General features: G+C 72.5%; 2 protein-coding genes. Both read right to left on the bottom strand.

Annotation, left to right across the window (positions count from 1 at the left end):
• Positions 1-12: 12 nt before the first annotated feature.
• The gene (locus ACWDRB_RS26450; protein WP_449897837.1) at positions 13-9,510 is read right to left on the bottom strand and encodes an amino acid adenylation domain-containing protein; all 9,498 of its coding nucleotides are present in this window, start codon (positions 9,508-9,510) and stop codon (positions 13-15) included.
• The gene (locus ACWDRB_RS26445; RefSeq protein ID WP_449897835.1) at positions 9,507-14,216 is read right to left on the bottom strand and encodes an amino acid adenylation domain-containing protein; all 4,710 of its coding nucleotides are present in this window, start codon (positions 14,214-14,216) and stop codon (positions 9,507-9,509) included. Before ACWDRB_RS26445 ends, ACWDRB_RS26450 begins: the two co-directional genes overlap by 4 nt.
• Between the last annotated feature and the right edge of the window lie 156 nt (positions 14,217-14,372).

Genomic DNA, 14,372 nt, shown 5'->3' with positions numbered 1-14,372 from the left:
GGAGAGGAGGGGTCACGCGACGAGCTGTCTGTCGGCCTCCCGCTGGATCAGGTCCTTGTCGGAGATGGCCACCGCGTCGGGGGTCGCGTCGGGCAGCTCGTCCTCCAGGAAGCGGACCGGCCGGTAGCGGAAGGCCGCCAGCCCGATCAGGACGGTCACCGCGCCCGCCACGATGGTGAGCAGGGCGATCCCCCGGCCGTGCGCGGAGCCGGCGATGGGGTTGAAGACCTGCTCCACCAGCGGTCCGGCCAGGAGGAACCCGACCGGGACCAGCGCCCAGCTGAGCATCAGGTTGGTGGCGATGACCCGGCCCTGCAGGTCGAGCCCGACCTTCTGCTGCACGATGGAGAACCAGTGCGCGTTCAGGAACGCGGTGAGCAGCCCGATGAGGAAGAGCCCGATCGCGGGCAGCGCCGGGTGGGGCGCGATCCCGATGACGGCGAAGGCGACGCCCAGCGCCATGAAGGAGCCGAGGATGCCGTTGGTGCGCCGCGCCAGGCCGCCGGTCACCGTCATGATCAGGCTGCCCAGCAGGAGCCCGATGCCGGTCATCGAGAGCGCCACGCCCAGGCCGCGGGTGTCGGTGAGGCTGAGCAGCAGCGGCGTGGACAGGACCTCGACCATCGCGAACGGGAAGTTCAGGAACGCCGTGAACAGGATGATCGCCAGCAGCCCGTGCCTGCGGCTGATGTAGCGCCAGCCGCCGGTCACCTCCTGCCAGAACGGCTCCTCCCGCTTCTTGAACAGCGTGTCCGGGAACCGGACCGCCAAGGTCACGACGACCGCGAAGGCGAAGGTGGACAGGTCGATCAGGATGATGCCGCTCAGCCCGACGGCGGCCACGAGCGCGCCGCCGAGCAGCGGCGCCAGTACGGTTCCCGCCGCCTGCCCCAGCTGGGTCAGGCCGTTGGCCCTGCCGTAATAGCGTTTGGGCACCAACTGGGCCACGGCCGCCATGTAGGCGGGCTGGTGGAAGGCCGTCGACACCGCGCCGACGGCGACGATGAGGTAGACGTGCCAGAGTTGGAGCCCGCCGGTCCAGAGCAGGGCGGCCAGCGAGACGGAGGCGCACCCCGCCGCCGAGTCGGCGGTGATCATGACGAGTCTGCGGTTGAAGCGGTCCGCCACCGCGCCGGCGATCGGCGCCAGCACGACGGCGGGCAGCAGGGCCATGACCGAGACGAGGGCGAACATCGAGACCGACCGGGTCTGCTGGTAGGCCCACAGGCCCAGGCCGAACGTGGTCAGCCCGGTGCCGATCAGCGACACCAGCTGGCCGAAGGCCACCAGGGAGAACGTCTTCAGGCTGGCCTGCTGGTAGCGGGGCGGCAGCGGAGCCGCTGTCCGGTCGTCGCCGCCGAGGATCCCGGCCAGCTCGGTCGCCTGGTGCTTCTGGAAGTAGTGCCCGGCCTTGGGGATGACCTCCAGCGACACCGAGTCGGAGAAGGCATCCCACTCGCGGAAACGCTCCTCGTGCAGCTCGGTGGCGCGGTCGTTCTCGCCGACCACGCACACCAGCGGCGCCGACAGCTTCTTGATGGGCGCCTGGTAGAGCTCGGTGTAGTAGTCCTCACCCTCCTGGGTGTCGTGGAGGAAGACGCCCATGATGAAGTCGCGCTCCTGAGGATCCAGCGCCTCGGTGAAGAAGCCCATGGCCCGCAGGAACTCCAGCGCCTGCCGCTTGGAGGTCCACCGCTCCATCGGGAAGGTCCTGCGGAACCAGGCGAAGGCCTTGCCCGGCAGGCGGGGCGCCGGGAAGTGCCCGCCGATCACCACCTTCTCCGGCTCGACGCCCTCCTCCTCCAGCCTGCGGGCCAGCTCGACGGTCAGCGCGCCGCCCATGCAGTGGCCGTAGAGCGCGAGTGGCCCGTCGACCTTCTCCTTGATCTCCTTGACGCAGCCCTCGACGAGCTCGTGGAAGGGCAGCATGGGTTCGCCGGGATTGCCGGTGTCGTGGCCGGGCGGCTCCAGCGCGAGCATGGTGATGTGCTCGGGCAGGGCCGCGGCCAGCGGCTGGTACGTGATCGCGCCGGCGCCCGCGAACGGCACGCAGACCAGGGTCAGCGAGGCCGCTGGGCGCGGAGGGGTCAGTTCATGCAGGAGGCCGATATCGTGCGATGAGCCGTCGAGCGTGGCGAACGCTCGGATCGTGGGGTTCTTGAAGAGGTCCAGCACGGTCGCCTGGATCCCCGAGTCCCGTACGGCGCGCACGGCCTTGAAGGAGTCGCCGCCCAGCGCGAAGAAGTCGTCGTCGATCCCGATCCCCTTCACGCCCAGGATCTGCGACCAGAGCTCGACCAGCTTGACCTCGGCCGGAGTCCGCGCCGCCGCGCCCTCCGCGCGTGCCTGGCCCACCGGCTCGGGCAACGCCTTGCGGTCCACCTTGCCGTTGGGGGTGAGCGGCAGCGCCTCCAGCGGCACGAACGCCGAAGGGATCATGTAGTCGGGCAGCTTGCGCCGCAGGTATTCGCGCCAGTCATGTTCGGAATCGGCGGCCAGGTAGGCGGCGATGCTCTTGTCCTCGTCCGAGCCGCGCACCACCACGGCCGCCTCACGGACCCCCGGATGTGCCAGCAGGAGCGACTCGATCTCGCCCAGCTCGATCCGGTAGCCGCGGACCTTCACCTGCCCGTCCGCCCGGCCGAGGAACTCGATCGAGCCGTCGGCCCGCCGGCGGGCCAGGTCACCGGTCCGGTACAGCCGGCTGCCGTCCTGCCAGGTGACGAAGCGTTCGGCCGTCAGCTCGGGTTGGTGGAGGTAGTCGCGGGCCAGGCCCGCCCCGCCGATGTAGAGCTCGCCGACCACGCCGGTGGGAACCAACTGCATCGCGGTGTCGAGCAGGTGGATCCGGGTGTTGGCGATCGGGTGGCCGATCGTGATCGGCCCGTCGGTGACGCGGGTGAGGGTGGACCAGATCGTGGTCTCCGTCGGCCCGTACATGTTCCACAGCTCGGCCACGCGCCCGCGCAGGCCGGTGGCCAGATCGGCGGGCAGCGCCTCGCCACCGCACAGCGCCTTCAGCCCCGGCTTGCCCTCCCAACCCGCCGACAGCAACAGCCGCCAGGTGGCCGGGGTGGCCTGCATGACCGTCGCGTCCTCCAGCAGGGCGGCCAGGCTCACCGGGTCGTAGGCCGCCTCGCGGCTCGCGATCAGCACCCGGGCGCCGACCGTGAGCGGCAGGAACAGCTCCAGCACCGAGATGTCGAACGCGGACGTCGTGACGGCCAGGAGCGTGTCCTGGCCGGTCAGGCCGGGCTCGCGGCTCATCGAGCTGAGGAAGTTGACGACCGAGGAGTGCTGGACGCGCACGCCCTTGGGCCGCCCGGTGGAACCCGAGGTGTACAGGACGTAGCAGGGGTTCTGCCGGGTGGCCTGCGCGGGCAGCCGTTCCGGGCTCTCTTCCGGGAACCCCTCGTCGGTGAGGATCAGCTCGCCCTTGTAGCTGGTGTAGCGGCCGGCCAGCTCGCGCTCGGTGACCAGGACGCCGATGCCGGAGTGGTCCAGGATGTAGTCCTGGCGCTCCTGCGGGTACATCGGGTCGAGCGGCACGTACGCGCCACCCGCCTTCAGCACGCCGAGCAGGCTGACCAGCATCGTGGCCGACCGCTCCAGCGCGACGCCCACCAGCGTCTCGGGTCCCGTCCCCGCCGCCCGCAGGCGCCGGGCGACCCGGTTGGCCCGCTCGTCCAGCTCCCGGTACGTCAGCGAGACGCCCTCGAAGGTGACGGCCACGGCGTCGGGCGTCCGGTCGGCCTGGGCCTCCACCAGCTCGTGGATGCACAGGTCGGGCACCTCGACGTCCTGGCAGGCCAGCTGCTCCTCCAGCTCCTCGCCGGTGAGGAGGTCCAGGCCGGACAGCGCGGTCCCGGGCGCCGCGGCGATCGCGGAGAGCAGGGTCTCGTAGTGCCGCAGCAGCCGCCCGGCGGTGCCGGCGTCGTAGAGCGCGGTGTTGTACTCCAGCCGGCACAGCAGCTCGTCGCCCTGCTCGTAGACGTAGAGCACCAGGTCCACCTGGGCGGTGCCGGTCTCCACGGCCAGCTCCCGCACGGCCGGCCCGTTCATGTCCAGGTCGCTCTGGGGCAGGTTGAGCAGGTTGAACAGCACCTGGAAGAGCGGGTTGCGCGACAGGTCCCTGGGCGGGTTGAGCTCCTCCACCAGCTGCTCGAACGGCACGTCCTGATGGGCGTACGCGCCCAGGGCGTACTCGCGCACCTGCGCCAGGAGCTGCGTGTACGGCATCGAGCCGTCCATCGCGGCCCGCATGACGAGGGTGTTGATGAAGCAGCCCGCGATGCCCTCGAACTCGGGGCGGGTGCGCCCGGCCACCGGCGAGCCGACGCAGATGTCCTCCTGGCCGCTGTAGCGGTACAGCAGCGTGTGGAGCGCGGCCAGCAGCGTCATGTAGAGCGTGGCGCCGCGCTCCTGGCTCAGCTTCCGCAGCCCCCCGGCCAGCTCCGCGGGGAGCACGTGGGAGGCGACCGCCCCCTCGAAGGTCTGCATCGGCGGGCGCGGCCGGTCCGTGGGCAGGTCCAGGCTGTGCGGGATGCCGCGCAGCCGCTCCTTCCAGAAGCCGAGATCGGCGACCTGCTCCCGCTGCCAGCGCGCGTAGTCGCGGTACCTGACCGGCTGCTCGGGGAGCGTCTCGCCGTTGTACAGCGCGACCAGCTCGGTCCGCAGCAGGGTGATCGACCAGCCGTCCACGACGATGTGGTGGAAGCCGAGCGACAGGACGTGGTGATCCGGGGCGAGCCGCAGCAGCCGGGCCCGGAACAGCGGGCCGTGCGCCAGGTCGAACGGCTCGGCCGCGGCCTCGCTCAGCGCCCGTTCGGCGTCGTCGCAGTCCTCGACCGGCAGCGGCACCTCCCCTGCGGGCAGCACCACCTGCACCGGTTCGCCGTCCGGGGCGCGGAAGACGGTCCGCAGCGACTCGTGCCGCCGAACCAGCTCGCGCAGGGCGCCGTGCAGCCGCTCCACGTCCAGCTCGCCCCGCAGGTCCAGCGCCGTGGCCACGGCGTACGCGGCCGAGCCGTGCACCTGGTCGATGAACCACATGCGCCGCTGGATGAACGAGACGGGCGCGGGACCGGGATCCTCGACGACGGGGATCACCTCGCGGGCTCCCACCGAGGCGACGGCCGGGACCAGCGCGGGGGCGGGCGCCGCGGCGACGAGCGCCCGCTGGCCGGCCAGCGTCGGATGCTCGAAGATCGCCTCGATCGGCAGGCCGAGGCGGGAGGCGAGCTGGGTGGCCACGAGGGAGTCGCCGCCCAGGCCGAAGAAGTCGTCCTGCGGGCCGGCGGGCACGATGCCGAGCACGTCCTGCCAGGCGGCGGCGACCGCGTCGAGCTCCTGGACCGCCCGAGCCTGCGCCACCGGCTCCGCTGCCGTCAGCGGTGCCGAAGCCGCCCCCGCGATCTCGAAGCGCCGGGCGCGCGGCCCGATCCAGTAGCGCCGCCGCTCGAACGGGTAGGTGGGCAGCGGCACCCGCCTGCCCGGCGGGCCGAACGCCGTCCAGTCGATGCCGGCACCGCTCACCCACAGCCGTCCGATGCCTTCCAGCAGGGCGGACTGCCCGCTGTCCGGCTCGGTGAACGGGGCGACCGCCGCCTGGCCTCCCTGGCGGCGGACCAGGGTGGTCAGCGTACGGCCCGGCCCCGCCTCGATCACCGCGGCGTCGGCGGCCACCAGGGCGCCGGCGCAGTCGGCGAACCGCACGGTCTCCCGCAGGTGGCGCACCCAGTAGGCGGGGTCCTTGGTCTCGGCGCCGGACGCCCAGCCGCCCGTGACGTTGGACAGGTACGGCAGGTCCGGCGCCCCCAGCTGCACCGAGGCGACCTCGGCGGCGAAGGCGTCGAGCACCGGATCCAGCATGGCGGAGTGGAAGGCGTGGGAGGTGCGCAGCGCGCGGCAGGCGACGCCCTGCCCCGCCAGCCGCCGCTCCAGTTCGGCGACGGCCTGCTCGGGGCCGGCCAGGACGCACAGCTCGGGGGCGTTGACCGCGGCCAGCGAAATGTCCTCGCCGAGCAGGTGGCCGACCTCGGACTCGGGCAGCGGCACGGCCAGCATCGAGCCGGGGGGCAGGCTCTGCACCAGGCGGCCGCGGGCGGCGACCAGGCGCAGCGCGTCCTCCAGGGTGAAGACCCCGGCCAGGCAGGCGGCGACGTACTCGCCGATGCTGTGCCCGGCCATCATCGCCGGGCGGACCCCGCGCTCGATCAGTGCGCGGGCGAGCGCGTACTCGGTGACGAAGAGCGCGGGCTGGGTGAGCCAGGTCTGGTCGAGATCGCCGGCCTCGCCGTACAGGACCTCGCGCAGGTCGAGGCCGAGGTGCGGCTCGAGGAGGCCGGAGCAGGCGTCGACGGTGGCGCGGAAGACGCTCTCCGATCGATACAGGCCCGCGCCCATCCCGCGGCGTTGCGCGCCCTGGCCGGGGAAGAGGAAGGCGATCTCGCGCGGGCGCGACTCGCCCGCGACGAGCTCGGCGTCCTGCGCCGACCGGTGGTCCTCGGCGACCAGGATGCCGCGGTGCCGCAGCTGGCGGCGGCCGTGCCGGAGGGTGGCGGCGACCTCGCCCAGGTCCGCGTCCGGATGCGCGGCCAGGTGGGCGCGCAGCCGCGTGGCCGTCTCCGCCAGCGCCGAGTCGCCGGCGGCCGACATGACGAGCAGGTGCGGGCCGGTCGCCGGCGGGGCGTCGGGCTGTTCGGGCGCCTCCTCCAGCACCACGTGGGCGTTGGTGCCGCCCATTCCGAACGCGCTGACGCCCGCCCTGCGCGGTCCCTGGCCCTGCGGCCATTCCGCGCCGGTGGTGGGCACGTAGAACGGGCTGAAGTCGATGCGCGGGTTGGGCGTCGCGAAGTTGACCGTGGGCGGCAGCGTACGGTGCTTGAGCGCCAGCACGGTCTTGATCAGCCCGGCCATCCCGGCGGCGGCGTCGGCGTGGCCGATGTTGGACTTGACCGAGCCCAGCGCGATCGGCCGATCCCCGGTGAATACCTGGGAGAGCGCGGCGACCTCGATGGGATCGCCGAGCGCGGTGCCCGTGCCGTGCGCCTCGACGTAGCCGATCGTGCCGGGGTCGACGCCGGCCGAGGCCAGCGCCGCGGTGATGACCTCGGCCTGCCCGTCCACGGCCGGCGCGGTGTAGCCGATCTTCCTGGTGCCGTCGTTGTTGACCGCGGAGCCGCGTACGACGGCGTGGATGGGATCGCCCGCGGCGAGGGCGTCCTCCAGCCGCTTCAGCACGACGATGCCCACGCCGCTGGCGCCGATCGTGCCCTGGGCCTCGGCGTCGAAGGGCCGGCAGTGGCCGTCCGGCGAGCCGATGCCGCCGCTCTGGTAGAGGTAGCCGCGGCGGCTCCAGGCGTTGACCCGCACCGCCCCGGCCAGCGCGAGGTCGCAGTCGCCCGCGATCAGGCTCTGCCTGGCCAGGTGGAGCGCGACCAGCGAGGTGGAGCAGGCGCTGTTGACGCTGACGCTCGGCCCGCGCAGGTCGAGCTTGTACGAGGTCCTGGTCGGCAGGGAGTCCTTGTCGTTGCCGAGCATGACCTGGTACTCGCCCACGGCCCTGAGCACGTCGGGCGCGGCCAGCAGGTTCTCGATGTAGTAGCTGCTCATCGCCGAACCGGCGAAGACGCCGATGCGCCCCGGGTGGCGGGCGGGGTCGCAGCCCGCGTCCTCCAGCGCCTCCCAGGCGGTCTCCAGGAACAGGCGCTGCTGCGGGTCGAGGATCTCGGCCTCACGCGGCGTGAACTCGAACAGCGTGGCGTCGAACAGGTCGATGCCGTCCAGCACCGTCCCCGACCTGACGTAGGCGGGGTCCGCCAGCCGGTCGGGGTCCTCGCCGTCGGCGAGCAGCTCCTCGTCGGTGAAGTCCTGTACGGCTTCGACGCCGTCGCGGATCGCCGCCCAGAACTCCTCCGGCCCGGTGGCGCCGGGGAAGCGGCAGGCCATGCCGACGATGGCGAGCGCGCCGCCGGCGGGCGCGGTGCTCGCGACAGCCGCGGGCGCCGGCGCGTCAGGGCTCAGGTAGGCCGTCAGCGAGGCGATCGTCGGGAACCTGAACAGGTCGGTGACCGTCAGGCTGAACCGCTTGCGCAGCCGCTCGTGCACCTGCAGGACCAGCAGCGAGTGGCCGCCCACGTCGAAGAAGTTGTCGTCGGGGCCGAAGGCGTCGCTGCCCAGCGCCTCGCGCCAGGCCCGGGTGACGAGCTGGGAGATCTGGTGACGCGGCATCTCCCCGGGCGCCTCGTCCCCGGCCATGGCCGCCGAGAGCACTCGCCGGAGGTCTGCCACGAGATCGCGGATCGTCCCCGCGTGGAACAGGTCCGTGTTGTACTCCACGAGCCCGTCCAGGGTCTCGCGGACGCCCACGGTCAGGTCGAACTTGGCCGTGTGCTCGGCGATCTCCACGGGGGTGACCGTCAGCCCGTCCAGCTCCAGCGCCGCGGTGGCCTCGGGCAGCATGTTGAACATCGTCTGGAACACCGGGCTGCGGTCCAGGCGGCGCTCCGGGTTGAGCTCCTCCACCAGCCGCTCGAAGGGCATCCCCTGGTGGTCGTGAGCGTCGAGCACCGCGTCCTTGACCCGCTCGACCACCTCGGCGAACGACGGATCGCCCGACAGGTCGGCGCGGATGGCCAGGGTGTTGGTGAAGAACCCGATCAGGCCCTCGAACTCGACCCTGTCCCGGTTGGCGATGGGCGTTCCCACCACCAGGTCCCGCCGGCCCGAGCGCCGGGAGAGCACCACCAGGTAGGCCGCGAACAGCACCATGTAGGGGGTGGCGCCCAGGCTCCGGCAGTACGCCTTGAACTCCTCGCGCGGGAGGTCGAGGGAGAAGGGCAGCTCCGCGCCCGCGTACGTCTGGACGGCCGGCCGGGGCAGGTCCGCCGGCAGCTCGCTGATCGGCGGCGCGCCCGCCAGCGTCTCCCGCCAGAAGTCCAGATCCCGGCCGTAGTCGTTCTCCCGCTGCCAGATCGCGTAGTCGGGGTACTGCCGGGACAACGCCGGCAGCTCCCTGCCGTCGTAGAGCGCGCCCAGCTCCCGGCGCAGCACGTCCAGCGACCAGGCGTCGGCGACGATGTGGTGGAGCGTGAGGTGCAGGACGTGCCGGTCCGCGCCTTCGCGCTCCAGGTGCGCGCGGATGAGCGGGCCTGTGGTCAGGTCCATCGGCGTGCCGTCGGCGGCGTCCGCCAGGTCGATCGCCAGTGATCGGGCCACGATCTGGTACGGGCCGTCCTCGTCCATGGCGAACGTGGTGCGCAGGCTCTCGTGCCTGGCCACCAGGGCGTTCAACGCGCGGTGCAGCGCGTCGCGGTCGAGCGGGCCTTCGACGCGGAAGGCGAGCGGGATGAGGTAGTGCGCGGCGCCCGGGGCCATCCGGTCCAGGTACCAGGCGCGGAGCTGGGTGAAGGACATCGGCAGCCGGGCGGGCCTGAGCGGCCCGGCCTGCGCCTGCTTCTTCTTGCGTAACGCTTCCAGGAGCTGGCGCTGCTGGTCTGACAGGCTCATTCGTCACCTTCCATCGACCGCAGCAGGGCCTCGGCCTCGTCATCTGAATACGCGGCGACCATGAGATAGAGCTCGGCCGCCGCCTCCACGTCCGGCGACGTGAGCTGGGCGGCGAGCTCGGCGACGGTCGGGTGGGCGAAGAGCGTCCGCAGCGGCACGCGTACGTCCAGCGCCTCGTGCAACCGGGAGGCGATCCGGGTCGCGTTGAGCGAGTGGCCGCCCAGCTCGAAGAGGTTGTCGTGCCGCCCGACCGCCCCGCCCAGCACCTCCTGCCAGATGGCGGCGATGGTCTGCTCCACCGGGGTGAGCGGCGCCGCGACGGTCCGCACACTCTGGCCGGGGTCCGGCAAGGCGTGCCGGTCCACCTTGCCCGAAGGGTTCACCGGCAGGGCGTCCAGCGCGACGAACGTGCTCGGCACCATGTACTCGGGCAGCCGTCCGGCGAGGTAGGGACGCAGCTCGGGGGTCCCGTCGGCGGCCACGTAGGCCACCAGCCTGCCCTCCAGAGCCATGACGAACGCCTCGCGCACGGCCGGATGCCCGGCCAGCACCGCGGCGATCTCGCCGGGCTCGACCCGGTAACCGCGGATCTTGACCTGGTCGTCCGCGCGGCCCAGGAACTCGATCTCCCCGGCCTCGTTGCGGCGGGCCAGGTCCCCGGTCCGGTAGAGCCGGCGCCCGTCCCGCCAGGTGATGAAACGTTCGCGCGTCAGCTCGGGCTGGCCGTGGTAGCCCCTGGCCAGGCAGGCGCCGCCGAGGTGCAGCTCGCCGGGGACGCCGTCGGGCACCTCGTGGCCCAGGCGGTTCAGGATCAGTGACTGGACGCCGGTGACCGGCTTGCCGATGGGCGGCAGCCGGGGCCAGTCCGCCGGAGGACCGGTGAGTGTGTGGGCGATGTCGATGATCGCGCCCTCGGTCGGCCCGTACTGGTTGTGCAGCGTCATCCACGGCTTGACGAACCGCTCGAGCTGCGGGGTGACCTGGAGCTGCTCGCCCGCGGTGATCACCTCGCGCAGCGTGGCGGGCGGCTCGACCCCGGCGCCGGCCAGCGACTGCAGCGCCACGAAGGGGAGGAAGATCCGCTCCACGCGGGTCCGGGCGATGTGGTCGAGCAGGGCGGCCGGGTCGCGCCGGACCTCGTCGCTGACCATGATCAGGGTCCCGCCGTACGCCCAGGTGCTGAAGATCTCCTGCACCGAGACGTCGAAGCCGAGCGCGGTGAACTGCAGGCTCCGGTAGGCGCCGCTGTGCCAGGCCATGAGGTTGGCGACCGGGCGGTGCGGCATCGCCACGCCCTTGGGCTGTCCGGTCGAGCCCGAGGTGAACAGGATGTAGGCCAGGTCGTCCGGGGTGACGCCGCTGTCCGGCCGGTGTTCGGGCTGTCCGTCGAGGTCGGTGTCGACGTGCACGGGCCGCTCGTGCGGCAGGCCGCCGGCCAGCGCCCGGTGCGTCACCAGGACCGGGGTGTCGACGCGGCCGAGCACCTGGGTGAGGCGTCCCTCGGGGTAGGAGGGGTCGAGCGGCACGTACGCGCCGCCCGACTTCAGGATCCCCAGCAGGGCCACGGGCAGGTCCAGCGAGCGCCGTACGTGCAGGGCGACCGGCACCTCCGGGCCGACCCCGAGCCCGCGCAGCAGGTGGGCCAGCCTGTTGGCCCGCCGGTCGAGCTCGGCGTACGTGAGGGCGGCGCCCTCGAACTCGACGGCGACCGCGTCGGGCGTCCTGTCGGCCTGCTGCTCGAAGAGCCGGTGCAGGCACTGGTCGGGGCCACGGCCGGGGGGCTCGTGCTCGCGGGCGAGCAGCGCGGCGAGCGGCGCCGCCGGGTCGGCCGCCACCTGCTCCAGGACGCGCACGTAGTGGCCCAGCAGCCGCTCCGCGGTGGCGCGCTCGAACAGGTCGGTGGCGAACTCCAGGCTCATCTCCCGCCCTTCGGCGTAGAGCACCAGGTCGGCCTTGGCGCCGCCGTTCTCGACCTCCTCGAGGATCCGGAAGGTCACCCCGTCGCCCCGCCTGGCGTCCGCCGGCTCCTGCATCGCGAACATCACGTCGAAGGGCGGCCGGCCGTCGGGGCACAGCTCTCGTACGATCTCCTCGAGCGGCACGTCAGAAGGCGTGGCCAGGACCGTCGCCCGCACCTGTGCGAGCAGCCGCTCGAAGGTCGGATCGCCGTCCAGACGGGTCCTGATCGGCAGCGTCTCCACGTAGAAGCCGATCATCGTGTCCGCGCCCGGCGTCTCCCTGCCGGAGAACGGCACGCCCGTCACGATGTCGTCCTGGCCGCTGTAGCGGTGCAGCAGCGCCTGGAAGGCCGCGAACAGCACTATGAACGGGCTGGCCTGGGCGCGCCTGCCCAGCGACTCCAGCTCGGCGAGCAGCCCGTCCGGCAGCGTGGCCCGGACCCGGCCGCCGCGCCGGAACGCCCCTGCCGATCCCGGGGCCGACCCCGGGCCGTCCGCGGGCAGCCCCAGCCGCTCGGGCGGCGAGTCCAGGACCTTCCTCCAGTACGGCAGGCCGTCCAGGCTCTGCCCGCGCCGGTACGGCCAGGCCGCCGCAGGCAGGCTCTCCCCGGCGTAGAGCCGCGCCAGCTCGTCCAGGAAGACCCCGGCCGACCAGCCGTCGAAGGCGATGTGGTGGACGGTCACCAGCAGCCGGTGCCGGTCGTCGCCGAGCCGGAGCAGCAGCGCCCGCAGCACGGGACCGTCGCGCAGGTCGAAGGGGTCGCGCGCGTGGTGCAGCGCCAGGGCGTGCGCGCCACGCGGGGTGGCGTCCATGACCTTGATCCGTACGGGCGCCGCTTCGCCGATCACGGGCACCGGCTCGCCGTCGCGCTCTTCGTAGCGGGTGCGCAGGGGCGGATGCCTGCGCACGATCTCGTTGATCGCGTTCTCCAGGCGCCCGGTGTCGAGGGGGCCGTCCAGGGCGAACAGGATGGGCACGTTGTACTGCGAGCCGGGCGCGACCTGGTCGATGAACCAGAGGCGGCGCTGCGCGGGCGTGAGCCCGCCCTGGGCCGCGGTGACGGCCGTCGCCTCCGGCAGGCCGTCGATCGCGTGGGCGAGGGCGGCGAGCGTGAGATGTTCGAAGAGCATCCGGGGCTCGACCGGCTTGCCCAGCTTCTCGAAGGCGCGGGCCGCGATGCGCATCGCCAGCAGCGACTGGCCGCCCAGCGCCAGGAAGTCGTCGTCGGCGCCGATCGGCCCGGCGCCCAGGACGTCCTGCCAGATCTCGGCGAGCAGCGCCTCCGTGGGGGTGGCGGGCGGCGTGATCGAGCGGGGCGCGCGGACCGGGTCGGGGAGCGCGGCCCGGTCCACCTTGCCGTTGCCGGTCAGCGGGAGCTCGTCCAGGAAGACCCAGGCCGTGGGGATCATGTAGTCGGGCAGGAACCTGCGCAGGTGGGCGCGGGCCTCCTGCTCGGTCGCCGTGCCCACGACGTAGGCGACCAGCTCGTGGCCGCGGACGGCGGTGGTGGCGGCCCGCACCCGCTCGTGACGGCCGAGGACGGTCTCGACCTCGCCGAGCTCCACCCGGTTGCCGCGGATCTTGACCTGGTCGTCGAGGCGTCCCAGGAACTCGATCTCGCCGGCCCGGTTGCGGCGGGCCAGGTCGCCGGTGCGGTAGAGCAACTGCCCGTCGCGATCGCGGACGAATCGCTCGGCGGTGAGGTCGGGCCGGTCGAGGTAGCCCAGGCCGACGCACACGCCGCCGAGGTGGATCTCGCCCTCGTCGACCGGCCGCATCTCCTCGTTCAGGAGGCGGACGGTGACGCCGGGCAGCGGCGAGCCGAGCGCGGGCGGGCGGCTCTGGCCGTCGTGGACGGGCACCTCGCCGGCGATGGCGTTGACGGCGCATTCCGCCGGGCCGTACAGGTTGATGAGGCGGAAGGGCAGCCCGGGCCTCGGGTAGGTGGTGAGGCGATCACCGCCGGTGCTCAGCGTCGCGAGCTTGGTCTCCGCCGGCCAGGACAGGCCGAGCAGGCCCTCCGCGATGGGAGTGGGCGCGTAGCAGGTGGTCAGCTCCTGATCCACGATCCAGTCGCGGAGCGCGGGCAGCGAGAGCCGGATCTCCTCGGTGGGGATGACCATCGTGGTGCCCGCGGTCAGGCACATCCAGATCTCCCAGACCGACGGGTCGAAGTTGGGGCTGGTGAGCAGCGAGGCACGGCCACCGAGGCCGAAGGTCTCGTGGGACCACCCGATCAGGTTGGTCAGCGCGCGGTGGGGGACGAGCACGCCCTTGGGCGTCCCCGTCGAGCCGGAGGTGTGGACGACGTAGGCGAGGTCGTCGGGCTCGACGTCGGGCGGGGGTGAGGCGTCCGCCTCGGCGGGGGTGTCGATCACCGGGATGCCGTCGGGGACCAGCGATCTCCACTCCGGCGCCGTGATCACGGCCGCGGCTCCCGCCAGCATGGCGTGGATCCGCTCCACGGGCGTGGCCGGGTCGATCGGCGCGAAGGCGACGCCCGCCTTCATCGCGCCGAGCTGTCCCGCGACCAGCCGGATGGAACGGCCGGCGAGCACGGCGACCCACCGCTGTCCGGTCATCGTGAGATGACGCAGCTGGGCGGCGATGCCGTTCGCCAGGCGATCTAACTGCCGGTAAGTGAGGTGTTCTTGCCCGGCCGAAACAGCGACCCTTTCGGGGGCCGCGTACAACTGCTCCTGGTAAAGGTGCAGAACAGATGCCAAGGGTGGTGCATCTGACGTCATTGTCACGCCTGCCGATTGTTGAGTTTTTTAGGACCCTTTGGGGGTGGGCCGCCGAACAGAATGACCTTGTCATTAGATCTCTGTCAACCATCTGGTGATCATGCGATCCAGAGGCGGCGGCGCTCGACCGGCAGGTGACGTCTTCGATGCGCCCGG

The sequence above is a fragment of the Nonomuraea sp. NPDC003707 genome, from assembly GCF_053587055.1.
Note: the sequence above shows the minus strand (reverse complement) of the source record. Positions and strands in the feature narration are given on the sequence as shown.

Bases quoted from the DNA above. Each gene is read 5' to 3' on its own strand.
- ACWDRB_RS26450 (WP_449897837.1), bottom strand. From the start codon at position 9,510: ATGAGCCTGTCAGACCAGCAGCGCCAGCTCCTGGAAGCGTTACGCAAG.
- ACWDRB_RS26445 (WP_449897835.1), bottom strand. From the start codon at position 14,216: ATGACGTCAGATGCACCACCCTTGGCATCTGTTCTGCACCTTTACCAG.